Source organism: Ensifer sp. Root954, assembly GCF_001429005.1.
In the GTDB taxonomy this organism is placed as follows: domain Bacteria; phylum Pseudomonadota; class Alphaproteobacteria; order Rhizobiales; family Rhizobiaceae; genus Ensifer; species Ensifer adhaerens.
The window spans coordinates 62,304-89,021 of record NZ_LMJM01000010.1; the positions used below are offsets into that span (position 1 = coordinate 62,304).

The window sequence follows — 26,718 nt, forward strand, 5'->3', positions numbered from 1 at the left end:
ATTTATGGTCCGCGAGATTGCGTGTTTTATTTCTGGAGTCATCATGCGTCGTGTCGTCGTAACAGGAATGGGAGCGGTCAGCCCGCTCGGTGCCAACGTCAGCAGCTCTTGGACTCGCCTGTTGGCGGGCAAGTCCGGCATCCGTCGTCTTCCTGACGAGGTCGTCGGCGATCTGCCCGCCAAGGTCGGAGGTGTTGTCCCCTTCCTGGAAGAGGATGCCGAAGCTGGCTTCGATCCTGACAGCGTCTTGCCGCCAAAAGATCAGCGCAAGGTCGATCGGTTTATCCTCTTCGCACTGGCGGCGGCAGAGGAAGCCCTTGCGCAAGCCCGGTGGAAACCTGTCTCGGAAGAGGACCGCCTCAGAACGGCGACGATCATAGCCTCCGGGATCGGAGGCTTTCCAGCGATCACGGACGCGGTACGAACCGTCGACCAGAAAGGACCGCGGCGCCTTTCGCCCTTCACCATTCCTTCGTTCTTGGTCAACCTCGCTGCAGGCCAGGTATCCATCCGACATGGTCTCAAGGGGCCGCTCGGCGCTCCGGTGACAGCATGTGCGGCCGGCGTCCAGGCAATCGGTGACGCGGCCCGCATGATCCGGGCGAACGAGGCGGACATTGCCGTCTGCGGCGGCACGGAAGCATGTATCAACACCGTAAGCCTCGGAGGCTTCGCTGCCGCCCGGGCTCTCTCAAGCGGGTTCAACGACACCCCTGCCCTCGCCTCCCGGCCGTTCGACATGATGCGCGACGGCTTCGTGATGGGTGAAGGTGCGGGCGTCCTGGTGATCGAATCCCTGAGCCATGCGCTGGCTCGCGGGGCGGAGCCGCTGGCGGAACTGGTGGGCTATGGAACAACGGCGGATGCCTACCACGTGACCTCTGGTCCCGAGGACGGATCCGGCGCCGCGAGAGCCATGCAAATCGCCATCCATCAGGCCGGTATTTCTCCAAATGATATCCAACATCTCAACGCTCACGCCACGTCGACCCCGCTCGGTGATCGAGGGGAAATCGAGGCTATCAAGACAGTGTTCGGTTCGACAGCAGGGATCGCGGTCAGTGGCACGAAGTCCGCGACCGGGCACCTCCTTGGCGCCGCAGGTGGGCTGGAAGCAATCTTCACGATCCTGGCGCTCAGGGATCAGGTCGCACCGCCAACGTTGAACCTGAATGCGCCCGATCCCGCTGGCGACGGAATCGACTTTGTCGCGAACAAGTCTCGGCCTTTGCAGATGGACTATGCAATTACCAACGGATTTGGGTTCGGGGGTGTGAACGCGAGCGCTTTGTTCCGGCGCTGGAACGAATGACCGGCCTCAACAACACTCGCCTGGAAGTGAAGCCGCGGCACGACGCCCCGGTGAAAAGCTTCACCGTATTGATCAGCCGGCACTCGCCGCCGTTTCGAGCGCCAAGATTGAAACCGAATGGGATGATTGTGATGCCTTCGCTTAGGATGACCGGCTGGAAGCCTAAGATTACAGTAACCGGCGTTGGCGGCGGCGGCGGGAACGCCGTCAACAACATGATCGCTCGAAACCTGTCCGGCGTGGAGTTCATTGCCGCAAATACCGATGCGCAGGCACTTGCGATGTCGAAAGCCCAGCACATTGTCCAACTTGGCGTGACGGCCACTGAGGGGCTGGGTGCAGGCTCGTTGCCGGAACTCGGCCGCGCTGCAGCCGAGGAATCGATCGATCAGATTATGGCGCATCTGGCCGATACGCAGATGTGCTTCGTGACGGCCGGCATGGGCGGCGGCACGGGGACCGGTGCGGCGCCAGTTATTGCGCATGCCGCGCGCCAGTCCGGCATTCTTACTGTCGCGGTCGTCACCGAGCCGTTCGGCTTTGAAGGAACGCACCGGGCCCGCCAGGCCAGGCAAGGCATCGAGCAATTGATCGATGCGGCGGACACGGTGATTGTCGTTCCAAACCAGAGCCTGTTCCGCCTTTCGGATCGTCAGACAACGCTCGAAACGGCGTTCTCAATGGCCGACTCGATTCTCTACTCGGGCGTCATGTCGATCGTTGAACTGATCACGAAAGAAGGTTTGATCAATCTTGACTTCGCTGATGTTCGGTCCGTGATGAAGGACATGGGACCGGCCGTCATGGCGACGGGCGAGGCGTCAGGACCAGGCCGCGCGACCGACGCGGCGAAAGCAGCTGTAGAAAACCCGCTCTTCGGGGAAGCCACTCTAAGGGGTGCGAGGGGCATTCTCGTGTCGATCGCGGCCGCCCGGGAACTGACCTTGTTCGAAGTCGATGAGGCAGCGAGTTGCATTCGTGACCAGGTCGACGCGGATGCCGAAATCATCCTGGGCGCCAGGTTCGATGGATCGCTTGACGACAAATTACAGGTCTCGGTCATAGCGACCGGCCTCAGGCGGCCGGCGGACGTGGTGATGCTAGCGGAACACGCACAGAAGCCCATCCTCGTCCACGCTGTCAAATGATGCGTCGCTTGAAAGCCGCGCGGGCAGGTCTGCGAGCATCACGAACATCAAGGACACACCATGCTGAAACGCTTTTTTAAGAAGTGGCGGGAATGGGAAGAAGCTCTCGCCGGAATCGATGATCTTCAGGGTGAGGTCATTTTGAACCTTGAACGACGTGTTGCTCGACTTGAGAACGAACTGGCGTCGTTGCGCGCGATGCTGCCTCGTTGAGATTGAGGGCATCGCACCCTCCACAAAGGCCCCCAAGCTCATCCCTCGGCTGCATTTTGCATTTATGACGCCAACTTCCGCGTCGGAACATATCCCCTGCTGCCGTCCAGCAATGTCCGTGTGTAGGGATGCTGAGCGCTGCCTTGCAGAAGCTGCTCGCGGCTGGCCACCTCAACGAACCGGCCGTCCAACATCACCGCGACTCGGTTGCAAAGATGAGCGATGACTGCCATGTCATGACTGACGAGGACATATGTCAGCTTCTCCCGGTCCCGCAGATCCTTGAGGAGGTTCAGGATCTCGGCCTGGATCGAGACATCGAGCGCCGAAGTCGGTTCATCGAGGAGCAGAATGCGCGGCTTGAGGATCAAAGCTCGGGCGATTGCAACACGCTGGCGCTGACCACCCGAAAGCTGGTGCGGAAAACGGTGTCGAAAGACAGGCGGCAAACCAACGTCACGCAGCACCTGCTCGACGCGCTCCTGCCTCTGGTCGAGGCCATGGATTTCCAACGGCTCCAAGAGCGTTCGGCCGATTGTATGGCGGGGATGCAACGAGCCGAATGGATCTTGAAACACCATCTGTTGCTTGGCAAGTTGCGAGCGCGACCGTTTCGGCCCCACCCCCTCGCCGTCTATCAAAACGGAACCGCTCCAGCCCTTGATGCGACCGGCGAGAGCGCCGAGAACCGTCGACTTGCCGCAGCCGCTTTCACCAACCAAGCCAAAGGTTTCGCCAGGCTCAACATCGAAGGCGACGTTCTTGACCACTTGCTTGAAATCGTTACCGCTGCCGAAGGACACGGCAAGATCGTTGACCGATAAAATGGACATGTCACGCCTCCGCCCAGCTTGCCTGTCGTTTCAAAACTTCCAGCCTGTCTCTCGGATGATCGAGACTTGGCAACGCCTCCAGAAGTCCGCGGGTGTAGGGATGCGTCGCCTGGTCGAGTTTCGAAGCATCAATGGTTTCGACGATCCTGCCCGCATACATGATAATGACCCGATCGCAGAAGCTCTTCACCAAGTTGAGATCATGCGAAATGAAGATCAGCCCGATGTTGCGCTCGCTAATCAGATCGTCGAGGATTGACAGCACCTGTTGGCGCACCGTGACGTCGAGCGCCGAGGTCGGCTCATCGGCGATGATCAGGGAGGGCGATGAGATCAGCATCATCGAGATCATGATGCGTTGACCCATGCCGCCCGAGACTTCGTGCGGGTAGAGATTGAAGACGCGCTGTGGATCACGGATGTTGACGCGCTCCAGCATCGCAAGCGTGCGGTCACGCGCCGCCTTCCTTCCAAGCCGCTCATGAAGGATGACCGTCTCGGCGATCTGCTCGCCAACCGTCATGACGGGGTTGAGCGAATACTTTGGATCCTGCAGGATCATGGAGATCCGGCTTCCGCGGATCGACCGCATTTCAGCCTCGCTGGCGGTCAGGAGGTCGACATCCTCAAACCGCATCTCATCGGCGACCACACGGGCGGTAGCCGGCTGAAGGCGCATGATCGCGCGCCCCATCGTGCTTTTGCCAGAGCCGGATTCACCAATGATGCCAACCTTTTCGCGCGCCACGTCGAATGAGATATTTCTCACCGCGCTGACCACACCCGACAGGCTCGGAAACTGAACCGACATGTTCTTGACCGAAAGAATGGGCTTCGTTTGCTCACGCATTGCGAGGATCCATAATATCGCGCAGTCCGTCGCCAAGCAGATTGAAGGCGAGACTGACCAGAAGAATGGCTATGCCGGGGACCGTCGTCAGCCACCAGGCATCAAGAAGGTATTGGCGTCCGGACGCCGCCATTGCCCCCCATTCGGGCATAGGCGGCTGCGCCCCGAGACCGAGGAAGCCAAGGCCGGCTGCCGTCAGGATCACGCTCGACATGTTGAGCGTCAGGCGGATGATAATCGATGGTGCACAGAGTGGAACGATGTGGCGAAAGAGGATGCGCCCCATCCCTGCACCCTGAAGCTCTGCGGCAACGACGAAGTCTGCGGCGCGAAAGGTCAACGTTTCGGCGCGCGCCAGACGCGCGATCGGGGGCCATACCGTGAGCGCGATGGCAATTACGGCATTCTCGATGCCCGGCCCGAGGGCGGCGGAGAAGGCAAGCGCCAGAACCAGGCTCGGGAAGGAAAGGAAGATATCGGTTATGCGCATCAGCACGACGTCCACCCACCCACCGAGATAGCCGGCTGTTGCGCCAATGGCGAAGCCGATCGGCGCGACTATGATCGTCACCAACACGCTGATGTAGAGCGTTGTGCGGGCCCCGTAGACGAGGCGCGAATAGACGTCGCGACCGAATTCGTCGGTACCGAACCAGTTCGCTGCAGAAGGCGGCTTCAGGGCCATGGTCAGATCCTGAAGAACGGGATTGTAGTTGGCGAGAAGCGGCGCGAAACTGGCCACCAATATCAGCCCCACCACCACCACAAAGCCGGCGAATGCCAATGGATTAGCGATCAGGTTCAGCCACAGGACATAGGCCTTGTGGAGGCGCGCCTGGCGCATCGAGGAGAATTCCTCGTTGATCAACCAATTATGGAGATCATTGAAATAACGTGTCGCCATGATGTCACCGAGTACGCGGATCAAGGAACCGATAGGTCAGATCCGACAGAAGATTGATGGCAATCGAGATAATACCGATGAGCAGGACACTGCCCAGAACGGCATTCATGTCGGCGAAGAACAGCGCCGAGGTGAGATACTGTCCAAGGCCCGGCCAGGCGAAAACCGTCTCGATCAGGACAGTGCCGTCGAGCAGTCCGCAGTAGGCGAGTGCCACGATCGTCAGAAGCTGCACCCGGATGTTGCGGAAGGCATGCCGCCAGACGATTGCGCGCTGCCCGAGCCCCTTGGCCTTGGCAGTCAGTACATATTCCTGTCGCAACTGCTCCAGCATGAAACTCCGGCTCATGCGGCTGAGATAGGCCATCGCGGCATAGCCGAGGATGAGCGCGGGAGCTGCAACATGCAGCAGAGCATCCCAGAAAACCTCCCATTCGCCAGCAAGGACCGCATCGACCAGTATCGAATTTGTCGGCCCTTCGACCAGTCCCTCGTTGTAGACATCCAGGCGGCCGCCGCCGGGAATAAGCCCGAACTTGGCATAGAAAACGAGGATTACGATTGTGCCGAGCCAGAAGATCGGCGTTGAATGGCCAAGTAGGCCGACAATGCGAGCGAGATGATCGACCCAGGTGCCCTTTCGCACAGCGGATATGATACCGAGCGGAATGCCAAAGCCGGCGCCGATGATCGTTGCCAGCGTGGCAAGCTCTAGCGTTGCCGGGAAGACACGAGCAAGGTCGCTGGCAACCGGATTCTTGGTCACATGCGATTGGCCGAAATCAAGATGCGCGACATTGCCGAGGTAGGTCGCGAATTGCACATAGAGCGGCTGATCCAGACCCATCTCCTTGTAGACACGCTCATAGGTCTCGTGATCGGCCTGGTCTCCGATTACGGCAATGACCGGGTCGGCCGGCACCATGCGACCGACAACAAAGGTGATGACGAGCAGGCCGAGCAGCGTCGTCAGGATGACGGCAAAGGATGCCGCCACCTTGCGCAGCGCACCGAACACCGCTTTGGCGCGTTTTGGAGCGATTGCAGATGTCTCTGAGATACTCACGATCATTCTCCTCGACAGGAAGGGCTTAATCGCCCTTCGAGACAGTGTCCCAACGCGTCAGCCAGGTTGAATGGCCGACATAGCCAGTAACTTCCTTGCGCACTGCTTTTGCGTCGGTGCGCTGAAAGGAAGTCACGAGTGCTGGAGACGCTTCGAGATACGCCTTGTTGATCTTCGCATAGAGGTCGGCCCGCTTCTGCTGGTCAGTCTCGTGCGCGGCCGCTGTCACCATGTCCTGGATGTTTTTCGGCACTTCCCAGGCGGAGCGCCAGGCGATGAGACCAGCAAGCTTGGCATCGTCGGCATTGTTCGGATTGGTCGCGTAGGATGCAAGCACAGCATGAGGATCTGGCAGGCGTTCGCCTGTACGCGCCGAGAAGATCTCGAACTCACGGTTGCGAAACTTACCGATGTGATCGCCGCCCTGAAGGTCGAGTTTGATCCCGGCTTTGGCTGCGTTCGCCTGCAACGACTGCGCGACTTCATACTCAGGGGTGACCGGGGTGGCGTAATAGACCTTCGAGAAGCCGTTTGGATAACCGGCTTCTGCAAGCAACTGCTTGGCCTTGTCGATGTCCAGCTTGTAGGGGGTTTCGTTCAAGGCACCCGGCAGGCCGCCGGGAACGATCATCTGCTGCTTGATGCCGTAATATTTCATTACGGTGTTGGCCAGACCGTCATAGTCGATCAGGTAGCGGAAAGCTTCGCGAACCTTCGGATTGGAGAGAATCTCGTCTTTCTGGTTGAGCGCCAGATAATAGAATCCGAAGCCTGGCGTCTTCTGGATTAGCGCCTTACCACCCGCTTCGATCGCGGCCAGGTCCGTTGACGAAAGGCGGGTTGCGACGTCAACATCGCCGGCTTCAAGCTGCAGTCGCTGACCGGACGATTCTGGCATGTGACGAAGGATGACGCGGCGCATTTTCGGCGCACCTTGCCAGTAGTCTTTGAAGGCATCGGAAATCAGCAGGTCGTTGACGCGCCAGGTCTTGAGTGTATAGGGGCCCGAGCCCGCATCGTTCGTCTGAAGGAATTCCCGCCCCATGTCCCCGTTCTTCTCGTTTTCGGCGAGCAGTTGGCTGTCGAGGATCGAAGTCGAGAAACTCGCCAGCGAAAACAGTATCAGGTTCGGGTTCCAGACTTCAGGCGTCTGCAGCACGACCGTCGTGTCGTCCGTTGCCTTGATCAGTTCGTCGACAATCTTGTCGGTGATACCCCACTGGCGAAGGTCAACCGAAGGCGCCAGACCGAGCTTGACCAGTCGGCGTAACGACCATTCAACATCCTTTGCTGTCAGTGGGTTTCCTGAATGGAAGGTGACGCCTGAACGGATCTTGAAGGTGAAGGTCTTGCCATCGTCCGATACCTTCCAGCTTTCGGCGATCCCTGGCTGCGGCTTGGTTATGTCGTCAGCAGACAGAACAATTAGCCGCTCATAAAGATTGGCAACGATTTCGGCCGACTCCAACTGGTTAAGCTCGTTGGGATCTAGTCCGCGCATCGAGGACATGTTGGTAGCGATGACCAACTGGTCATCGGGTGTTGCCGCCTGCGCGGCAACGGGGACGACAAACGTCGAGGTCAATATAGCCGAGGCCATCAAAAAACTGCGTCTTTTCATAGTCCTATCTCCTCCCTGGCGCGCCGGACCTCTCCCCGAGCGCAAATTTTTCATATCGACATCGATCTGAAATCTGGTATATCAGATCTCACAAAACGATTTTGTCGTCAACGGGGGAATTTCGGGACATGCAAAACGAGGCATCGAAAGCGCCTGGCGAAGACCGCATCGAAAAGATCGACCCGCGGTTCCTGACGACGCTTCGCGATCATGTGCACCGGACGTTGAGAACAGCGATCCTGTCAGGCCGGTTTGCGCCTGACGAGCGGGTCAACGAACGCCAGCTCGCCGAGCAGCTCGGCGTCAGCACCACGCCCATCAAGGAAGCGTTGCGTCAGCTGGAAACGGAAGGACTAGTAGAGACCTTGCCGCGCCGTGGCGTACTGATCCGTTTCAATGCGAGCTGGGCCGAAGAAATGATCCTGGCAAGGGCCGCGCTCGAATCGATGATTGCGCATCTGGCCGCCAAGCGGATCGAGAAGGACGAAATCCAGAAACTCGAGGAGATCGTCACGATGATGGCTAACGCCACCGAACACGGCATCGCCGACGATCTAATTTCGCTGAATGAGACTTTCCACGAGCAAATCCACATTGCCTCGCGATGCCAGTATCTGTCGCGCATGATCGAGCGACAGCAATTCTACGATGGCAGCATTCGCCGCGTTATCCATTCCGATCCGCTCGAACGTGGCAAGGCGCTGGCCGAGCACACCGCGATTGCAGCCGCCATCATATCAAACGACAGCGACAAAGCGGAACGCGTGATGCGCGACCATGTCGTGCGTTCCGGTGAAACTTACCTCAATATCGTGTTCAAGAAGAAAGAGGATATTTGACGTGACCGAGGCAATCGAGAAGATCCGCAAGGCCCTTACGGGTATATCTGGCGTGCCCGTGACCCCCTACCATAGCGACGGGAGCATCGATACCGCAAAGCTTTCGGACCTCATCACCCGCCTCGCCAATGCGCGCGTTCACAATCTGATGGCGGCGGGCAATACCGGAGAATTCTTCACGCTGACCATGGACGAAGTGCGAACGGTCCACGCTACAACCATCAAAGCAGCCGCTGGCAAGTCGCTCGTCAGTGCGGCTGTCGGCCGCTCGCTCGCGGAAGCAAAGGCCCTGGCGCGCGACGCAATCGCCGAGGGTGCCGATGCCATCATGGGACACCACCCCATGGACCCTTTCGCTGGCCCAAGCTTCCAAGCCAAATACTTCCTTGAGCTTGCGGAAGCCAGTACGGTTCCGGTCATCGCTTATGTGCGGAGCGACACTTTTTCGGTTGCCGATTTCCGCAAGCTTGCACTGCATCCGAACATCGCCGGCATCAAGTTCGCCTCCGGGAATTTGATGCTTCTTGCTGAAGTTATACGCGCGACGAAAGATGCGCCGGCGATCTGGGTCTGCGGCCTCGCCGAAGGCTGGGCGCCTGCCTTCTACGCGATGGGAGCGCGCGGCTTCACCTCTGGCCTCGTCAACGTCTTCCCTGAGCGTTCGCACGCCATACATCAGGCGTTGGAAAAAGGCGAATACGCCGCTGCGCGCGCGCTCATCGATGACATTGCCGGTTTCGAAGCCCTGCGTACCAAGTACCTGAACGGCGCCAACGTCACCGTGGTCAAAGAAGCGCTCGGCATGCTCGGAACCGATGTCGGCCCCGTGCGCGTGCCCGGCGTCGAAAGCCTGACCGAAGCAGAGCGAGCTGATCTGCGCGCGATCGTCGACAATGTCGCCGAAACGAGCTGCGCGGCCTGAGGAAGAGTTTCATGCATATCACAGGCTTCAAGACATACATGCAGCGCGTAGACGACCGCCCGCGCCTGCTTTTGAAGATCGAGACCAACGAAGGCATTTCCGGTTGGGGCGAATGCTACAACCACGGCCCGGACTGGGCGCTGCCGCCACTCTTCGACTACCTGTTCCATCAGATCGAAGGCGAGGACCCGCGCCGCGTCGAATTCCTCGTGCTCAAGCTCAACCAGCAATGCCGCTTCCCGCCCGGCGCGCTCGGTCTTGCCGCGATCTCGGCGATTGATCACGCACTCTGGGACATCTCCGGGAAGGCCGCCGGATTGCCGGTCTACATGCTGCTCGGTGGCAATGTGCGCGACCGCGTGAAGGTCTATTGCGGTGTTTATACAGCACCCGATCCGGAAGCCGCGCGGGAGCAATCTCTCGAGCTCAACGAAAAGTACGGCTACACCGCGTTCAAGCTCAGCCCCTATCGCCGTGATCTCCATGCCGGACGCTGGGGCGAACTCGTCAAGGAAACCGGTGACTGGTTCGGCAGGATTCGCGAGATCACTCCTTCGCACTTCGAATACGCCTTCGATGCGCATGCGAAGATCTTTGAGCCTTACCAGGCCGTGCAGCTCGCCGCCGCCATTGCGCCGAATGATCCGCTCTTCTATGAGGAGCCGATCCGACCCGAACATATACCGGCCTGGACCGAATTGAAGTCGAAGGTGACAGTGCCGCTGGCAACAGGCGAATCGCTCTATTCTCGCTTCGAATTCCTTTCGCTGCTGTCTGCGCGCGGCGCCGACATTATCCAGCCCGATATCTGCGTGGTCGGCGGCGTCACCGAGATGCGTCGTATAGCGGCCATCGCGGAGGCCCACTATGTGACGGTCGCCCCACACAACCCGATGGGCCCGCTTGCAACTGCAGTCAATATCCACTTCTGTGCAGCTCAGCCGAACTTCAAGGTGCTGGAGTTCAAACCGCACGTTCACGCCCCCTGGGCGGCAGATCCTTATATGCCTGTGGACGGGCACATGGAGTTGCGACCTGACAGGCCGGGCTGGGGTCTGGAAATAGATGAGAAGGCTCTGCAAACCGACGACTACGTTCACTGGGAGCGGAAAATCACCCGCAAACCCGACGGCGCAACCGCTTATCCCTGAAGATTTCGGTCGATCACATCAAAGGCGCAGAGGGCAGCACACTCGCCCTCTGCTGAGCAGACTGGTCGAGTCCCTGCCCTGTTCAAGGTCGCGGATTGCAATCCCCCAACTAAAAAACGGTCTGGTCTTCTAGAACGAGCGGTCCTCATGGACCGGCGGCCAGTTTCAATTCCCGACGATACATTATGCGATCTCCTTGGCCCAAAAGGTGAACATCACAGCAACAAGCGTGCAGTGCTCGTGGGAGCACGATTCCGTCCACGCCTAAGGCGACGTGCACGCTTAAGTCTGTGAACGGCAGCATTGCGCCGCTATGCCGGCCATGGCCCTCAGCTTCCCGAGTTAGCGGCGGCTGGGACTTGCAACCAATCTACCCATTTGCCCAAGAACGCACGGAAGTCCGCCATGGTCACGGATTGGATGTGGAGTGCACGAGGATCCCGCTGCCGATCTGTGCTGACAAACGCGAACCGACTGACTCGAATGTTCTCACTCGAGGGTCCTTCTGAATCAAGATAGAAGACGCTTCCGTGACTCAGGGCATTTCGGAGGTTGGAGCAAAATTCGTTGGAACTGAGTTGTCTGGCCGCCGTGAGCGCATCTTCCGCTGCTAAGCCACCAATAATGTCCGGCGGGAAGCCGTCAATTGCCAAGCGCGGAAACGCTTCCCCCTTTGCCTGTTTATAATACCGCCAGCAGCCGGTGTAGAAGGGCGCCTCTCCCACGGGTGTCTTGGCAGTGATCGCGTCTTTGATGCCATCGGCGGCTTCTTCTTCGCCGAGATGCTCCTTCTGCCGCGCCAACCTTTCGATTGGCACCGAGATGATGGGTGTCGCAATGGCGAGGAGGAAAGTGGCCTTCAGCTTCAGTGCGCGGTCTGGGGAGCTTTCCGGGAGATCGTTGTAGAGCTCGTCTAAGAGCCGGTGCGCTCGACGAGGGATCTCCCGGCTGAATTGACTTGGATTCCCCATTTCTCCCCTCCCAATTGATCAAAAACAGAGAGACACATTTGCTGGAAGCCGGCAACAGCCGCCCACTCCGGATGTCTCCTATCCTTCGCCTTGACCGGATTCGAACCGCCGACGATGGAACTCGGAATATCTTGCCTCACCAGACTTCGCGTCGAACGGGCTGCTCACACCGAACACAGAGTGCCAAAGCTGGTATTGACGGCCGTGTAACCGAACCACCCCCAGTTCGAGCCCATGCGTGGCTGCGCTGCGCCCTTCTCGTGGAAGATTCTGCGCAGCACTGGCCCTTCATTCCGCGTCACCAGCCAGCGCCACTCGAAGGGGAAGTGTTTGCCAATTCCCATCCTCCTGACGGTGTCTTGAGGCCGAAATAATCAGTGAGCGTTAGGCAGTCCGATCTCGCGGCGTCGGGTGCGATGCAGTACTTTCAGACATGCCGGACGCTGCGGCAGCCATCCGCAAAAAGCTTCACAATACTGGCAACCATGGATTGAATCTCGTCTTGCTGTAGCGGCGACTGCAAACCCAAAACGACTCTGAGATGGACATCGCCCCGGAGCATCCCGAAAAAGTGCTCCGCGCTACGTTCGTAGTCGAGGCCTTCCAGTGCCCAAGCATCTCGGTGTTTCTCAAGTGTTCGCGCTAGACTTCTGCTCGCGCGGCCAGGCCCGTTTTCGAAAAACACCTGAGGTAGGTGTGGAAACCGAATTCCTTCCGCAACGATGGTACGATAGAGATGCAAGGTGTCCGGTTGCATAATCACCGTCAAATAGCGTGTTCCGATCTCGGAAAGAGTCTCCTCCAGGGTCGACTTGCAGGTGCTTTCGTCAACGAGTCCCGCCATAGCCCGAATGGAAATGTCGCGGATAACGGCAGTGAACAGCTCTTCCTTGTTGCCGAAGTAACTGTATAGGGTACGCTTGGAGCCGCCGACCATCGCAATCACATCGTCAACGTTCGCGCCTGCGAACCCGTCTTTGAAGAACATTTGAGAGGCAGCGCGAAGAAATTCTTGGCGCCTTTCCTCTTGGCGTCCTCCAGGCCTGTGGCCATTTTTTTTGGAAGCGTGCATCGAGATTTCAACTAACCTTTCACCATTTTTTGTACGGTACCTTACCGTTTCTCGCAAAAGACGGCAAGACTGCGAGCGCCTGACGCGTCGCACTGAAACCCGGGCTTGACGAAAGACCGTCAAAGCTGCATTGTGGTACGGTACCGTACCGTTTAGAGATCCCATGATGAGCATGTCGCGCGCCAAGACCACAATAGTCGCCGTCGTTTCGGCGATCACTGTTATAACAGCGAGCTACGTCTATTACTGGTGGACAAACCGGGCCGGCAGCGAGGAAACGGACAACGCGTATGTCAGCGGCGACATTACTTCGATAGGTCCCAAGGTCGCCGGATACGTCACCACGTTGGCAGTGGATGACAACCAGGTCGTGCAGGTTGGAGACATCCTCGCTCGCATAGATGACGCCGATTTCCGCGCTCATGTGGATCGAGCTAAGGCTGCGGTCGCTATGACTTCGGCGGCAGAGAAGAATCTCGTTCAGCGAAAATCTCACCAACTTGCTCTGATCACGACTGCAGACGCCAACGTACGATCAGCTCAGGCTGACTTTGATCTAACCACCCGCGATCTCGACCGCAGCGACCGTCTAGCATCAAACGGATGGGTGTCCAAAAGTAGCAAAGATAGCGCGCAAGCTGCTGCTGCACGCGCCGACGCCGCGTTGGCAAGTGCAAAGGCGAATGCCATGGCGGCACGCCTTCAGCTCGCAGTCATCGAATCTGAAATGGCACAAATCATAGCCCGGCGGCACGAAGCGCAAGCGAACCTTAGGTTGGCGGAGATTTCCCTCTCGGAGACCATCATTCGAGCGCCAGTCTCCGGCATAGTCGGGAATAGACACGTTCGGTTGGGCGAATACGTGCGGCCAGGCGCGGTTCTGATGTCAGTCGTCCCCGTAAGAGACGTCTGGGTGATTGCGAATTTCAAAGAAACGCAACTGGAAAACATCACCGTCGGCCAGAAGGTCGAAGTCAAGCTCGATGGGTATCCCCACTTTACGGTGGAGGGCAGTGTCGACAGCCTGTCACCGGGCAGCGGAGCATCGTTCAGCCTATTGCCTCCGGACAACGCGACCGGAAATTTCGTCAAGATCGTGCAGCGTGTGCCTGTGAAAATTACCTTGTCGCCGGGGCATCCCCTGGTCGGGCGTCTCGTGCCTGGGCTCTCCGCCGAAGTGAAGGTCCTCATACGTCGGCCCGCAAAATCTTCTTTCTCAACGTCAGCATCGCAAATCTCCCCCATCTTCAAGCGGGGGGGCTGATTTGTCGCAACTCACTCAAGAAACCTCCTTTGCGATCGCGGCTTCGCGTTTTCGCCAATGGCTATTCGTCATACTGATTACGGTGGCGGCCCTCACAGATGCCGTCAACAGCACCATTCTTGTAGTCGCCCGAGAGCATCTAATGGGCTCAACTCACTCTACGCCTGACGAAATCGCTTGGGTGAACATGTCCTACCTCGCCGCGAAGCTTACTGCTTTCCCCGTCGCTGCCTGGCTGACTACGCGTTTGCGAGCCGCAACGCTCCTCCCAATTGCGGTTTCCGGATTGCTGGCGGGGTCGCTTGCCTGCGCCGGGACGAACGATCTTGGACAACTGATATTGTGGCGCGTTGTCCAAGGGTTTTCGGGTGCATTGTTGCTCGTAGTCGGCCAAACCGTCCTGTTCGAGGTCTTCCCACCTTCTGAACAGGGAACTGTTCAGGCCATTTTTGCCTTCAGCACCGTCATGGCGCCGACAACCCTCTCTCCGATCTTGCAGGGATGGGCCGTCGACAACTACTCGTGGAGCTGGGTCTTTCTGTCGAACATCCCATTGTGCCTCGTCGGGTACATCGCAGTGCTCGCGTTGCCCCCTCTTCCCGCCACCCGCAACCCCTCCAAGAGATTTGATTGGGTCGGCGTGATTTTTTTGGCAGTCGCAATGACGGCAATCGTATTCGTCCTGCAGGAAGGCAGCCGTCACAATTGGTTCGACGACCTTGAAATCTTGGAGCTTACGGTAGTGGGTCTGCTCTCTTTCCTAGCCTTCGCCGCATGGCAACTTTTTAGGCAGAATAACGGTGCACTAGTGGATCTGGCGACATTCAAGGATCAGCATTTCGGCTTCGGCTTCTTGGTCAGCCTCGTCGCAGGATTCGCACTTTTTGGAAGCGCCTTTATCATTCCCGCCTTTTCGATGAGCGTCCTTCACTTGTCCCCCACATACGCCGGGATGCTGCTGATGCCGAGTGGGGCGACCGTCGGTATTGGTCTCCTTGTCGCAGGAGTCTTGATCCAACTAAAAGGCCTTGCGCCGGTTAAGCCCATCCCATTTGGAATCCTATGTTTCATGACGGCGATGTGGTTGCTATCGGGATCGACCTCGGCAAGTGGGTTGCCTGACATGATGCCGGCTCTGCTGCTGAGGGGCTTTGGCCTTGGTCTGCTGTTTGTTTCACTGACGCTTGTCACGCTTGGCGACCTGCGCGGGTCGACGGTCCCTCATGGCGTTGCGCTTTTCAATTTCGGTCGGCAACTAGGGGGGCAGATCGGCATCGCCTTCCTCACCACCTACCTCGATCATCAGGTGGCACTCAATCGCACGATCCTTTCCGGAAACATCGCTGCAGGTAACCAACTGCTAGTCGAGCGCCAGCAGGCAATCGCGTCCCTTCTTACCGATCGCGGCTACGAGACGGAGCAAGCAACAGTCGCAGCAACCGCAGTGATCCAGGAAGCCCTTCAGGGCCAAGTGGCCACACTATCCTTTAACGAGTGTTTCCTCTCCGTCTCCTTGCTGTTTGTGTTCGCAGCACCTTTCCTGATCCTTGTGAAGGTCGGACTGGGGAAACTCATGCCTCACGCCGATAAGACATCCGTGGGTTGAAAATGGCACTATTTCGCAACCCACCATGTCCGAATGACACCTCCGCCGTGGGCGAGATCATCCTCTGGATACTGAACGATGGCCGCCACTGCAAAGACATCGCTACTTTTGTGACGGCATTCGCCGAGTGTTTGCTCGACCATCATGTTTCCGTCTCGCGCATCTATCTTGGCGTAAGGAGGCTGCATACAGCCATTCGGGGGCGCGCCTTTGCGTGGCGGGAAGATCGAGGTTCGACCACGGTAAAACTGAGGCCGCACGGCATCGAGGCCACGTCCTACTACCTCGACAATCCGATTGCGGATATTTTTGCGGTCGGCGCAAAGATACGGCGTCGCCTCAACGAGGAACTGCGCGACACCGACTATCCTGTGTTGCACAAGCTCAGGCGCGAGGGGGGCACCGACTACATCGCACTGCCATTGGACTTCCAGGCGAACAGCTACCAGGCTATCGCCTATACGTCGAGCGCCCTAAACGGATTCAGCCAAAACGAGGCTGCAGTTCTCGAAGGCATTGTTCCTGCTCTTGCAGCCGTGATCGAGCTTTTCAACGAGCGAGACGACGCTCAACGCCTCCTTGCGACTTATGTTGGCGAACGGGCTGGCAGGAAAATCCTCGCCGGCTCGATACAGCGCGGAGAATGCGACACGGTCAATTCCGTCTTGTGGCTCTGCGATCTTGAGAACTTTACCCACATGGCAGAGACTCTTTCCTCTGAAGACCTCATTGAACTGCTCGACGACTACTTTGACGCCGTCGTTTCCCCCATCGAATCGGCCGGTGGCGAGGTACTCAAGTTTATGGGCGACGCGGTCCTTGCGATTTTTGATCTTACTTTGACGTCGGATCATGCTGCGGTATGTCGTGACGCCACGAACGCCGCCCATGATGCCGCAGCGGCCGTCAACGAGCTCAATACGAAATGGCAAAGCAAGTTGGGTCATACCGTCGGGTTCGGTCTCGCTCTTCACATCGGCAAAGTTGCCTACGGTAATGTCGGGTCCGCAGGCCGGCTCGATTTCACGGCGATCGGACCGGCGGTGAACCTTGTGAGCCGGATAGAACCTCTCACCAGAACGCTTCGACAAACGATCGTAATGTCCGAGGATTTTGTCGGCCAACTTGAACTTCCGGTGCTCGAGTTGGGCACTTTCAGGTTGAAGGGTCTCTCTGAACCCCAGGTGATTTATGGCCTATGCGGGCCATAGCGGTTCCCCAAACGATGCACATGAATGATCCCGAATGACAATGGAAATGAGTGTGATGATGTTGGCCATACAGCAGACGCAATGGGGTGGTTTGGACAAGCTGCACATGGTGGAAGTGCCACGTCCGACACCCCTCCCGACCGAGATCCTCGTCAGGGTCAAAGCCGCTGGCGTAAATCCCGTGGATCTCTATACCCGAGAAGGCAAGGCGTACATGGACGCACTCCAACTTCCCTACATTCCCGGATGGGATGTCTCGGGCGTGGTGGAAGCGGTCGGCTACGGCGTAACGCGTTTCAAAGTCGGTGACGAAGTGTTCGGCATGCCCTGGTTTCCGAGGCAGGCCGGAGCGTATGCTGAGTACGTGTCAGCGCCAGCGAGGCATTTTGCACGAAAACCCTCATCCGTTTCCCACGTCTCGGCTGCGGCGCTGCCGCTTGCGGGGCTAACGGCATGGCAGATGTTAAACGATGTAGCGAAGGTGAAGCCTGGCGATCGCGTGCTCATCAACGCGGGCGCGGGGGGTGTGGGGCATCTTGCAATACAGATTGCTCGACTGAAAGGTGCTCATGTCATCGCAACTGCGCAGCGCGCAAAGCATGACTTCCTGCGTGCACTGGGTGCCGAAGACGTGATTGACTATACAAAGGTCGACCCCGCCAACCACGTTCACGGCGCGGATATCGCAATCGAACTCGTGGGTGGCGACGTTTGTGTTCGTCTACTCAAATGTTTGCGAAAAGGCGGGATCCTCATCAGCGCGCAAGCTGCTTGGGCTCCATCGCTGCGCGAGGAAGCCGCCCAGCTCGGAGTTGAGGCCACTTGGTTCCTGGTTGAACCGGACGGGGCGGGACTTGAACAGCTCGCTTGCCTGGTGAAACAAAGGCGTGTCTCCGTCCATGTAGACCGAATCTTCCCCATGGTTGATTTCCGTATCGCGCACGAGTTCGTCTCTCAACGAAGAACTGCTGGAAAGGTCGTTCTGACTTGGTGAGACACACAAGCCGCGCCTCGTCGGTGACCATTGAGCGAGGGGTTGGCGTAGCACTCCGCCTTCAGTTTTGACAAATCTCATTGTTGCGAGGCACAAATGTTCATTCTAACTGTTGTAGGAATTTGGATCGTTGCCGTCGTCACGCCGGGTCCGAATTTCTTCCTACTCTTAAAAATCGGGCTGTCCGGACCGAGAGACACTGCGGCATTCGCAGCGGCGGGAACGATCGCTGGCACCTTATGCTGGGGCTTGGCCGGTTGGCTCGGCATCGGAGCACTGTTTGCGGCCGCACCGGTCGCATACATGACGCTCAAAGTTGCCGGGGGCCTCTATCTCGTATGGTTAGGTCTGAAACTATTCAGGCAGATGCGAGCACCTGAACAAACAATCGACATTGCGCCAGCGTCGGAATTGTCCCCATTCGCAGCTTGGCGACGTGGCTTTCTCACTAATCTCGCCAACCCAAAGTCCGCCCTTTTCGTAGCCAGCCTATTTGCGTCTGCCATGACGCCCGGCACCCCTTGGCTGCATGGAGCCGCCGCAGTCGCGGCGATGACGGCGATATCGACGATCTGGTATGGCGGCCTCGTAATGGCGTTAGGCCATCCGGCAGTTGGCCGCGCATATCGGCGCACGAGCCGCAGGATCGACAGTGTTGCGGGGACAATCTTCGTCGGCTTTGGGCTGACGCTCGCGTTGTCGGATCGTTGACTGAACGATAGCCAGCCTGCGCGATCGCACCCCTGCTTCCCCTGTACGAACAGTTCCGGCGGAACGGACGATTGCACCGGCGCTTACACAGTAGATGGTCAATTGCTTCGGTCACGGTGGACTGGTTAGGGATCGAGACCGTCGACCACTATGTTCCCAACGATACATTATGCGACTTTGGACGCACAAATCGAGAACATATACTGAATTCGGAAGGCGGTTTTGGAACTACTTCGGCCGCAGGGCAACATCGGGGAACCTTGCGCGAGGGCCCTTTCAACGACAATGGCCGTGGAGATCCACGGCCATTGGCTAGAATAATGCGCGATCTATGAGTGAGACATCTTCCTCAGATGTTGATGGAAAAACGTCTTGAAATCCCGGAAACTTTCAAAGCCAAGGACTGTCGCAAGCCGTGTGACCGTGGTTGGTGAAACAGAGCACGCGCTCGCGACCGAGCGGGCACTTCCGAATGCGATAAGATCCGGTCTTGCCAGTGCCTTTCGAGCGACTTGTTCCAGTTGTTTCGTCAGCCTTAGGGTTCTGGATGCAAACATGCCCCTAAGCTCCGCCACATCACCAGGACGCCGGGTTGCCTCGCTGACCTTCATCACCGCTTCTCCCTTGCTCGCCGATGCTTCACCAACCCAGTCGGGCCGCTATCGCAACGACACGGGTGCCTTCTTCGAAACGGACTCAATGCAGGCAAGGGCGATCGCAAGCGCGTTGCGCGCATCAGCACCGCCCGGCCCTTCAGTCATTTCGCCGCGGCGAACAGCTCTCACGAAGGAAGCAAGCTGAGCGGTGTAGCCGTGAACGAAGTGCTCGGTGTCACGACGCCAGGTATCATTGGTGGTGCCGTCCTTGTCGAACAGCGTCATGCTGGAACGCCGGACATCCCCCATCGTCACCATGCCACCGGAGCCGAAGACCTCTCCGCGGATGTCGTAGCCATACATTGCGCAGAAATTCGCTTCTGCGACCGCGATCGAGCCATTGTCGAAGCGGATCGTGACGACCGCTGTGTCGTGGAAGCCCTTGTCGCGGAAATCCGGCCGCACGAGCGCGTCGGCAACGGCCATGACCTCGACCGGCTTTGCATTCGGGTTCAGCCAAAGCAGCGTGTCGAAATCGTGGATCAGCGTTTCGTAAAAGATCGTCCATTGCGGAATCTTGGCGGGATCGGCGTCAAAGGGGCCGGGATCGCGAGTCAGCGAGCGCAGAAGCTGCGGCGCACCGACCTTGCCGGCATCGATCGCCGCGCGTCCTTCCGAGAAAGCCTGGTCCCAACGCCGATTGAAGCCTACCTGGAGGGGAACGCTGACTGCGCGCGCCGCAGCGATCGCCCGATCGGCATCCTCAAGCGTTAGCGCCATGGGCTTCTCGCAAAAGATCGCCTTGCCGGCTTCGGCAGCCTGCACGAGGACGTTCGTGTGGAACCGCGCCGGTGTGGCAATGATCACGGCATCGAGATCCGGGTGGGCAAGAAGGTCCGCGACTTCGGTGTACGAGCTCTCAACGTCGAGCTTGCCGGCGAGCGCGGCGGCAGCCCCTGGCGCGGGGTCAGCGATGCCGACGAGTTCGGCATCGACGAGGCGGCGTGCGACGGTCTCACCGTGGAAGGAACCGATGCGTCCGGCGCCGATGAGGCCGACATTGACGGGTTTGTTCTTGGGCATGGGATTGATCCTGTAGAGGTTGAAAAATGTCAGAGGGTGAATGCGGCGCGGAAGGCTTCGAGCGCCACTTCGGGGTCGCCTGCGGCCCAGGCCTCCATGCCGATCGGGCCGGAATAACCCATGGCATTCAATGCCCTGGCAATCCCGTTCCAGTTGACCTCGCCGGTACCGGGCTCAAAGCGGCCCGGCACATCGGCCACCTGAATTTCGCCAATCCACGGCAAGCATTTGCGGCAGAGTTCGATCAGGTTCCCCTCGCCAATCTGGGCATGGTAGAGATCGAGATTGAGACGGAGACGCGGATGATCGACGCTGGAGACCAGCGCCAGTGTGTCCTCAGCGCGGCCGAAGGGTACGCCTGGGTGGTCGACCGGGAGGTTGAGGTTTTCGAGCGTAAACGTGACGCCTTCCTCCTCGGCCATGTCCACGATGCGGCAAAGCGTGTCACGCGCCTTCAGCCACATGGCGCCTGTAACGACTTCGATGGGCTGGACGGGCAGGCCCCTGTCTCCAAGGCCCGTGCCGTGCAGATTGAGCCGTTGGACTCCGAGCCGCTTTCCGATCTGAGCGGTTTCGCGCGCAGTCCTCAGGAGTTCTGTTGCACCCTCGTCGTCCGTCAGGCGGCCGGTGAGGTAGCCGTTCATGATCGTGAAGGCGGCGCCGGTCGCTTCCAGCTTGTTGAGATCGTGATCCGGCCAGTTCCAAAGACCGACGCCGAAACCCATTTCCTTGAGGCGCGAAGCACGCCATTCGATCGGTTTGTCGCGCCAGAGCATCTCTGCGCAGGCGGCAAGTGGGAAAGAAGAAATCGTGGACGCACTCATGGTGGATTCCATATTTTTTGGACATGACGATGGGTGGAGCGGCGCAAAGGGCGCCGCACCGACAGGCTGGGATGTGAATTCGATCAGATCGTTCCGCCGAGCTCTTCGGACAGGGATTGCAACTCCTTGCCGCCTGCCATCAGGTTCTGAAGCTCATCAATGCCGATGGCGTCCTTTGTATAGGTGCCAAGCGTCTTGCCACGATTGAGCACGGTGAAGCGGTTGCCGACCGCGTAGGCGTGGCGGACGTTGTGGGTGATGAAGATCACGCCCAGGCCTTTGGCGCGAACCTGGTTGATGTACTTCAGCACCATCGAGGTCTGGGCCACGCCGAGTGCCGACGTCGGTTCGTCAAGGATCAGCACCTTGGCGCCGAAGTACACGGCACGGGCGATCGCCACGCATTGCCTCTCGCCTCCGGAAAGCGTGCCCACCGCCTGCTGCGGGTCACGAACGTCGATGCCGATCCTATGCATCTCGTCGCGTGTGATGTTGTCGGCCTCGTCCATGTTCATGCGCTTGAACGGACCAAATCCGACGAGGGGTTCGCGTCCCATAAAGAAGTTCCGGGTCACCGACATCAGCGGGATCATCGCAAGGTCCTGGTAGACCGTGGCGATGCCGGCATCGAGCGCGTCGCGAGGCCCGGAAAACAACCGGGGCTGACCGTCGACCAGGAAGTCGCCCGACGTCGGCTTGTGCACACCGGCAAGCGTGTTGATCAGGGTAGATTTGCCGGCACCATTGTCGCCGAGCAGGCAGAGCACCTCGTTCGGATATACGTTCATGGAAACGCCGTTGAGCGCGATGACCGAGCCGAAATGCTTGACGAGGTTCCTCACCTCGACGAGGGGCGTCTGAGATGTGCTCATCAGCGTTCTCCCGTGACGCGTTTGCGGATGACGTTGTTGAAGACGACAGCGGTCAGCAGCATGCCGCCGAGGAAGACGAGATACCAATCCTGGTCGATCGACGTGTAAGTCAGGCCAATCAGCACCATGCCGAAGACGATCGATCCGAAGAATGCCCCTATAGCCGAGCCGTAGCCACCGGTCAGCAGGCAGCCGCCGATGACGGCCGCAATGATCGCCTCGAACTCCTTCTGGAAACCGCGGCGAGCGTCGGTCGAGCCGGCGTCGAGCACGGTCAGTATGGCGACCAGCGTGGCGCAAAGAGCGGTGACGACGAAAAGCGTCGTCTTGACCCGAGCGACCGGTACGCCCGACTTGCGTGCGGCGCGCGGATCGCCACCGGATGCAAAGATCCAGTTGCCAAAGCGCGTGCGCAGGAGAATCCATGTAGCAAGAAGTGCGATCCCGACAAACCACAGGATCTCGATCGGAATGCCTGGGACTTTCGGTGTGCCATTCGGGAACGTGTCTATGATGCCAGCCTCCGCAAGCCACGTGAACAGTCCGGGAAAGGCATCGCCGGAGAAGAGCGGCGCGAGCGGGCTGCCGGCCACGGCTTCCTTCATGCCGCGAAGCTGCGTTGCGCCGCCGCTTGCCCATTTGAGACCGACGAGCGTCAGACCGCGCAGGATGAAGAGAAATGCGAGCGTCACGATGAACGACGGGAGACCCGTGCGCATGGTGAGCTGCGCGTTCGTCACTCCGATGAAGACTGCGAATGCGATCGCGACAAGGATCGCCACGCTAAGCGGAACCTGCCAGACGACAAGAGCCGCACCGAAAACGAGGCCGGCAAAAGCGACCATCGATCCGATCGACAGATCGAACTCGCCGCCGATCATTAGGAGCGCCGCGCCGACGGCGAGAATGCCGAGCTGGGCGGCCGGCGCCATGAAGTTTACGACACCCGCCAATGTAAACATCGCGGGGTTCGCGGTCAGAAGAAAGAAGACGGTCACGAGCACCAGACCGGCGACGGCGCCGAGTTCAGGACGGCGTAGTATGCCAGTTAACGTCGATACCTTCTTCAGCCGCTCGTCGGATCTGGCAGCAGACCCGTTCTGTTCGTTGGCGAGGGTCATGGTCGTACCTCAGCAGTGTAATTGTTATCCGTGCGCCATCCGTCCCGTTCACGCGGTGGCGCGGAGCGGTCGGGCGATGAGAGCAGCTCCCACTGGCGCGGGAGCTGCCGCGGATCCGCCTAGCGGATGCCCTGGGAGGATTTTTCGATAACGGATGCGGCCGCGTCCTTCTCGACGAAGCTCGGACCGGATGCCACGTTGCCGGCAGGAATGGTGCCGTAGCGCGCATTGAGTGCCAGGAACGTCACCGGCAGATAACCCTGCAGATAGGGCTGCTGATCAACCGCAAACAGCGCCTTGCCGTCAGCGACGGACTGGAGGAAGCCGGCTGAGAGATCATAGGAAGCGACCTTCACCTTATCGCCAACGCCCATCTTCTCAACGACGGCGACGGCGCGCTCGCCGACCAGCGGGGCGGACAGCCCGAGCACCAGATCGATCGACGGGTCGGAGGTCAATGCCGCCTGGATTTTCGCCTCAATCTCGGCGGGGTCTGCCGTCGTCGGCAGGATCGTTACCTTGCCGCCTTCAAACCCCTGCTCCGTGCCGGCGCAGCGCTGGTCAAGAGCCGCGTTGCCAACTTCCTGATTGACGCAGAGCACGTGCTTAAGGCCGAGCGACTTGAGCTTAGCGCCCACCTTGACGCCGGCCGGAAGCTCGTCTTGTCCGACATGCAGCTTGATACCCAGTTTTTCAGCTGCAGAGATGCCAGAGTTCATCGAGATTACCGGAATGCCCGCGGCAACCGCTTTCTCGATCGCCGGGCCGAGCGCGTCCGGGTCAGGGTTCGAAATAACGATGCCCGCCGGATTCTGGTTCACGGCAGCTTCGATCAGTTGCGCCATCGCCACCATGTCGAAGGTTTCCGGCGCGCGGTAATCGACCTGGACGTTGCTGTCCTGGCCGGCCTGCATGATGCCGTTCTTCACGATCGACCAGAACGGGTCGGACGCCTGCCCGTGCGTCACCGCGATGATGGTGGGCTCCTGAGCTTTCGCGCTGATGGCGGCCGTGGTGGCGACGCCGAGCACGACCGCGCCGAATGCGAGCTTCTTCAGAATGGATTTCATCTGCTCCTCCTCCAATCGCCACACCCTCCACAGGATGGCGAGAAAAACGATTGCTACCGGGTGCATTTTGTTGCTACCGGGTGCAAACAGGTGCATATTACGCTGGAATGAATTAAAAGCAAGCATTCATTTCATCTTGAATTCAAAATGGAATATGCGTTCCATTTCAAGGGAGTCTTCATGCGCAAACGAGCGACGGCGAAAGAAGTGGCGGATGCTGCAGGTGTTTCGAAGTGGACGGTCATCCGTGCGTTCACCCCGGGCGCGTCGATCGCCGAGGAAAGCAAGCGCAAGGTTCTGGAAGCGGCCGCAGCGCTCAACTACTCGCCGAACTTGCTAGCACGCAGTCTTGCGACGAATTCCACCCATCAGGTGGCTGTGTTTGTCGATGACTTCGCCAATCCTCAGAAACTGCCCTTCCTTGAGACCTTGACCGAGAGACTGCAGGCCGAGGGGCTCGTCGCGGTCCTGATCAACATCAACACTCACTTCGATCACGTGCACGCGCTGCTTCACGCAGATCAGCGCCAGGTCGATGCCGTTATCCTCTTCGGTACAGCGTTTCGCAGTGAGACGCTGAGCGATCTGCAGCTTGGTCGCGGAACGCCACCGATGTTTGTGCTTGCGAGAGACAGCCAGATCGAAGGCGTTCCGGCGGTCGTGTGTGATGCCGAACTGGCATTACGGGAGATCGTCGATCATCTTCATGAAAGAGGATATCGCCGGCCTGGCTTCATGACGGGTGCCCCTGCGCTATCCACCGCCCTGAGGCGTCGGCATCATTTCACCGACTTCTGGAAGCAGAAGGGTGTGGACGAGATCGCTTTGCTTTCGGCTGAAAAGTACAGTGCCGGAGCGGGAGCCGAAGCGGTGCGCAGCTATCTCGAACAGACCGCCCCCGCCGACAGGGTCGACGTTCTCATGTGCGAAAATGACATTCTGGCTCTTGGGGCGATGGATGAAATCCGCAGCCGGTTCGGTCTGCGGATCCCCGAAGACATCGCCGTTGTCGGTTTCGACAACTACGAGTTCTGCGGGTCGCCCGCCTACAGCCTGACCACATATGAGCAGCCGCGGCAGGAGATGATCCAGGTCATCGTTGGGATGATTGCAGGACGTCTGGAGCCGGAGACGGTGACGCTGCCAGGCAAGCTTGTGGTCCGCAATTCCACCTGACGGACCTTCATCCTCGAGGTCTTCGCCTCTCAAGGACGTCGAACACTCGCAACCGAGAACCTATCCCAATGTGGAGAACTCATCATGTCTCAGAAAGCCATTACTTTGCCCGACGGCGTGCGCCTTGCGGTAAGTCCCCTTTCGTGGGCGAACGATGTGCTTGAGGATCTTGGGGCAGACATTCCACTCGATACTTGCCTCACCGATGCGGCTGAGGTTGGCTATCAGGGGGTCGAGCTCGGCCGGAAATTCCCAAGGGACGCAGCGGCCTTGCGCCCGCTTCTCGCAAGCCACGGTCTCGACCTGGCGTCCGGATGGCATTCAGGGGAACTGGCCGAACGCGGCGTCGACGAAGAGATGCGAGCTGTTGCCCGTCACGCCGACCTCCTCCGGGCCATGGACTGCAAGGTCATGGTCTACGGCGAGGTTGCAATGATGACACCAGGATCCCCGCTGGACGCACCGATGGCGCAGCGGTTAGTATTGCCCAAGGCGGACGTGGCAGCCTATGCAGCGCGATTGACGGAGTTCTCCAGCCGTCTTGCGGGCGAGTACGGGCTTGCGCTGGCCTATCACCACCACCTGATGATGGTCGCAGAGACTTTCGATGAAATTTCCAACATCTTCGACAAGACCGGCACGGAAGTTGGCTTGCTGCTCGACACGGGCCACGCGGTCGCAGCTGGTTTCGACTATACGCAGCTCATCGAGCGTTTCTCCGATCGCATCGTGCACGTCCACCTAAAGGACGTCCGCAAATCGGTGATGCGGGAGGTTCGGACCGGCGACCTGAGCTTCAATGCCGGCGTGCGCAGCGGAATGTTCACGGTGCCAGGCGACGGTATCGTCGACTTCACTCCGATCGCTCGCTTCGTTCGGAACAGTGGCTATCGAGGATGGCTGGTCGTCGAAGCCGAACAGGATCCTGCACACGCACCACCACGTGCAACCGTCGCCCGCGCGTTCGATCACATCGGCAAAGTATTTGCCGACTAACCCATGAGGCTGATTTCAGCCAAGACAGCGCCATAAATTCTGTCGCCTTGAAGGGAATCGAACCGTAGGTCCCGCATTTCCTTGACTGGAAAATGAAAGCGGAAGTCCAAATGGTTCAATTCCCCGAAACATCACCCCTTAGGCGAGCGCGTAAGCCGTCTTGACGGTGGTGTAGAACTCGGCGGCGTAGCGCCCCTGCTCGCGCGCGCCGTGGGACGAGCCCTTGCGGCCGCCGAAGGGCACGTGGAAATCGACGCCCGCCGTCGGCAGGTTGACCATCACCATGCCGGCT

27 protein-coding genes are annotated in these 26,718 nt (G+C 58.9%); 13 read left to right on the forward strand and 14 right to left on the reverse strand.

Features of this window, described 5'->3' with window-relative positions; all coding sequences use genetic code 11:
• The first annotated feature begins 43 nt into the window (after positions 1-43).
• The 3 genes from fabF (at position 44) to ASE71_RS36365 (ending at position 2,673) form a co-directional block, all read left to right on the forward strand.
• Positions 44-1,312, forward strand: a complete 1,269-nt coding sequence (fabF, locus tag ASE71_RS06155) for a beta-ketoacyl-ACP synthase II (RefSeq protein ID WP_060520120.1) — start codon at positions 44-46, stop codon at positions 1,310-1,312.
• A 122-nt stretch (positions 1,313-1,434) separates the two neighbouring features.
• The gene (gene ftsZ, locus ASE71_RS06160) at positions 1,435-2,460 is read left to right on the forward strand and encodes a cell division protein FtsZ (RefSeq protein WP_060520172.1); all 1,026 of its coding nucleotides are present in this window, start codon (positions 1,435-1,437) and stop codon (positions 2,458-2,460) included.
• A gap of 60 nt (positions 2,461-2,520) precedes the next feature.
• Positions 2,521-2,673, forward strand: coding sequence for a hypothetical protein (locus ASE71_RS36365; RefSeq protein ID WP_164475060.1), 153 nt, complete (start codon positions 2,521-2,523; stop codon positions 2,671-2,673).
• 62 nt (positions 2,674-2,735) lie between these two features.
• On the opposite strand, the gene ASE71_RS06165 is transcribed toward ASE71_RS36365, so the two are convergent.
• The 5 genes from ASE71_RS06165 to ASE71_RS06185 are packed head-to-tail and all read right to left on the reverse strand — an operon-like array spanning position 2,736 to position 8,001.
• On the reverse strand, positions 2,736-3,506 hold the full coding sequence (locus tag ASE71_RS06165; RefSeq protein ID WP_060520119.1) for an ABC transporter ATP-binding protein: 771 nt from the start codon (positions 3,504-3,506) through the stop codon (positions 2,736-2,738).
• 1 nt (position 3,507) lies between these two features.
• The gene (locus ASE71_RS06170) at positions 3,508-4,356 is read right to left on the reverse strand and encodes an ABC transporter ATP-binding protein (RefSeq protein ID WP_060520118.1); all 849 of its coding nucleotides are present in this window, start codon (positions 4,354-4,356) and stop codon (positions 3,508-3,510) included.
• Positions 4,349-5,260: an ABC transporter permease gene (locus tag ASE71_RS06175; protein WP_060520117.1), complete on the reverse strand. Its 912-nt coding sequence runs from the start codon at positions 5,258-5,260 to the stop codon at positions 4,349-4,351. The genes ASE71_RS06170 and ASE71_RS06175 overlap by 8 nt, the downstream gene beginning before the upstream one ends.
• A gap of 4 nt (positions 5,261-5,264) precedes the next feature.
• Positions 5,265-6,326 (reverse strand): ABC transporter permease, encoded by a 1,062-nt coding sequence (locus tag ASE71_RS06180; protein ID WP_060520171.1) that lies wholly within the window; start codon positions 6,324-6,326, stop codon positions 5,265-5,267.
• A gap of 25 nt (positions 6,327-6,351) precedes the next feature.
• Complete coding sequence (locus ASE71_RS06185; protein ID WP_244496892.1) at positions 6,352-8,001, reverse strand: ABC transporter substrate-binding protein; 1,650 nt, start codon at positions 7,999-8,001, stop codon at positions 6,352-6,354.
• 74 nt (positions 8,002-8,075) lie between these two features.
• On the opposite strand from ASE71_RS06185, the gene ASE71_RS06190 reads away from it, so the two are divergent.
• From ASE71_RS06190 to ASE71_RS06200, 3 genes are read left to right on the forward strand one after another with little or no spacing between them, the layout of a single operon-like run.
• Entirely contained in the window at positions 8,076-8,786 is a 711-nt protein-coding gene (locus ASE71_RS06190; protein WP_060520115.1) for a GntR family transcriptional regulator, read from the forward strand.
• Position 8,787: 1 nt separating this feature from the next.
• Positions 8,788-9,708 carry a dihydrodipicolinate synthase family protein gene (locus tag ASE71_RS06195; protein WP_244496891.1) on the forward strand — a complete coding sequence of 307 codons (921 nt, stop codon included), beginning with the start codon at positions 8,788-8,790 and terminating at the stop codon, positions 9,706-9,708.
• Positions 9,709-9,719: 11 nt separating this feature from the next.
• Positions 9,720-10,859, forward strand: coding sequence for a mandelate racemase/muconate lactonizing enzyme family protein (locus ASE71_RS06200; protein ID WP_060520114.1), 1,140 nt, complete (start codon positions 9,720-9,722; stop codon positions 10,857-10,859).
• A gap of 329 nt (positions 10,860-11,188) precedes the next feature.
• Here ASE71_RS06200 and ASE71_RS06205 read toward each other — a convergent pair whose 3' ends face one another.
• Together ASE71_RS06205 and ASE71_RS06210 are read right to left on the reverse strand one after the other, a co-directional pair.
• Positions 11,189-11,830, reverse strand: a complete 642-nt coding sequence (locus ASE71_RS06205) for a hypothetical protein (protein ID WP_060520113.1) — start codon at positions 11,828-11,830, stop codon at positions 11,189-11,191.
• 427 nt (positions 11,831-12,257) lie between these two features.
• Positions 12,258-12,902 carry a TetR/AcrR family transcriptional regulator gene (locus tag ASE71_RS06210; protein WP_063891193.1) on the reverse strand — a complete coding sequence of 215 codons (645 nt, stop codon included), beginning with the start codon at positions 12,900-12,902 and terminating at the stop codon, positions 12,258-12,260.
• Positions 12,903-13,065: 163 nt separating this feature from the next.
• Between ASE71_RS06210 and ASE71_RS06215 the strand changes: the two genes are divergently transcribed.
• The 5 genes from ASE71_RS06215 to ASE71_RS06235 all read left to right on the forward strand — a co-directional run bounded on the left by ASE71_RS06215 (position 13,066) and on the right by ASE71_RS06235 (position 18,688).
• Positions 13,066-14,166 carry an HlyD family secretion protein gene (locus ASE71_RS06215; RefSeq protein WP_244496890.1) on the forward strand — a complete coding sequence of 367 codons (1,101 nt, stop codon included), beginning with the start codon at positions 13,066-13,068 and terminating at the stop codon, positions 14,164-14,166.
• 1 nt (position 14,167) lies between these two features.
• Positions 14,168-15,772 carry a DHA2 family efflux MFS transporter permease subunit gene (locus ASE71_RS06220; RefSeq protein ID WP_210338345.1) on the forward strand — a complete coding sequence of 535 codons (1,605 nt, stop codon included), beginning with the start codon at positions 14,168-14,170 and terminating at the stop codon, positions 15,770-15,772.
• 47 nt (positions 15,773-15,819) lie between these two features.
• Entirely contained in the window at positions 15,820-16,983 is a 1,164-nt protein-coding gene (locus ASE71_RS06225; RefSeq protein WP_060520110.1) for an adenylate/guanylate cyclase domain-containing protein, read from the forward strand.
• 46 nt (positions 16,984-17,029) lie between these two features.
• On the forward strand, positions 17,030-17,977 hold the full coding sequence (locus ASE71_RS06230; RefSeq protein ID WP_244496889.1) for an NADP-dependent oxidoreductase: 948 nt from the start codon (positions 17,030-17,032) through the stop codon (positions 17,975-17,977).
• A 96-nt stretch (positions 17,978-18,073) separates the two neighbouring features.
• A complete protein-coding gene (locus ASE71_RS06235) occupies positions 18,074-18,688 on the forward strand; it encodes a LysE family transporter (protein ID WP_060520109.1) in 615 nt (204 codons plus the stop codon).
• 329 nt (positions 18,689-19,017) lie between these two features.
• Here ASE71_RS06235 and ASE71_RS34905 read toward each other — a convergent pair whose 3' ends face one another.
• The 6 genes from ASE71_RS34905 to ASE71_RS06260 all read right to left on the reverse strand — a co-directional run bounded on the left by ASE71_RS34905 (position 19,018) and on the right by ASE71_RS06260 (position 24,254).
• Complete coding sequence (locus ASE71_RS34905; RefSeq protein ID WP_082566400.1) at positions 19,018-19,299, reverse strand: MurR/RpiR family transcriptional regulator; 282 nt, start codon at positions 19,297-19,299, stop codon at positions 19,018-19,020.
• Between the two features lie 48 nt (positions 19,300-19,347).
• On the reverse strand, positions 19,348-20,367 hold the full coding sequence (locus ASE71_RS06240; RefSeq protein ID WP_060520108.1) for a Gfo/Idh/MocA family oxidoreductase: 1,020 nt from the start codon (positions 20,365-20,367) through the stop codon (positions 19,348-19,350).
• A gap of 29 nt (positions 20,368-20,396) precedes the next feature.
• Positions 20,397-21,191, reverse strand: coding sequence for a TIM barrel protein (locus ASE71_RS06245; protein WP_060520166.1), 795 nt, complete (start codon positions 21,189-21,191; stop codon positions 20,397-20,399).
• A gap of 83 nt (positions 21,192-21,274) precedes the next feature.
• Entirely contained in the window at positions 21,275-22,063 is a 789-nt protein-coding gene (locus ASE71_RS06250; protein ID WP_060520107.1) for an ATP-binding cassette domain-containing protein, read from the reverse strand.
• Positions 22,063-23,184, reverse strand: coding sequence for an ABC transporter permease (locus ASE71_RS06255; RefSeq protein ID WP_060520106.1), 1,122 nt, complete (start codon positions 23,182-23,184; stop codon positions 22,063-22,065). The genes ASE71_RS06250 and ASE71_RS06255 overlap by 1 nt, the downstream gene beginning before the upstream one ends.
• A gap of 119 nt (positions 23,185-23,303) precedes the next feature.
• Positions 23,304-24,254 (reverse strand): sugar ABC transporter substrate-binding protein, encoded by a 951-nt coding sequence (locus ASE71_RS06260; protein ID WP_060520105.1) that lies wholly within the window; start codon positions 24,252-24,254, stop codon positions 23,304-23,306.
• Between the two features lie 180 nt (positions 24,255-24,434).
• Here ASE71_RS06260 and ASE71_RS06265 point away from each other — a divergent pair, with 180 nt between their 5' ends.
• Together ASE71_RS06265 and iolE are read left to right on the forward strand one after the other, a co-directional pair.
• Positions 24,435-25,430, forward strand: coding sequence for a LacI family DNA-binding transcriptional regulator (locus ASE71_RS06265; protein WP_060520165.1), 996 nt, complete (start codon positions 24,435-24,437; stop codon positions 25,428-25,430).
• 84 nt (positions 25,431-25,514) lie between these two features.
• Complete coding sequence (gene iolE, locus ASE71_RS06270; RefSeq protein WP_060520104.1) at positions 25,515-26,426, forward strand: myo-inosose-2 dehydratase; 912 nt, start codon at positions 25,515-25,517, stop codon at positions 26,424-26,426.
• A 138-nt stretch (positions 26,427-26,564) separates the two neighbouring features.
• On the opposite strand, the gene ASE71_RS34910 is transcribed toward iolE, so the two are convergent.
• Positions 26,565-26,718: aldehyde dehydrogenase family protein (locus ASE71_RS34910; RefSeq protein WP_156411749.1), on the reverse strand; the 154-nt coding region annotated here is incomplete at its 5' end.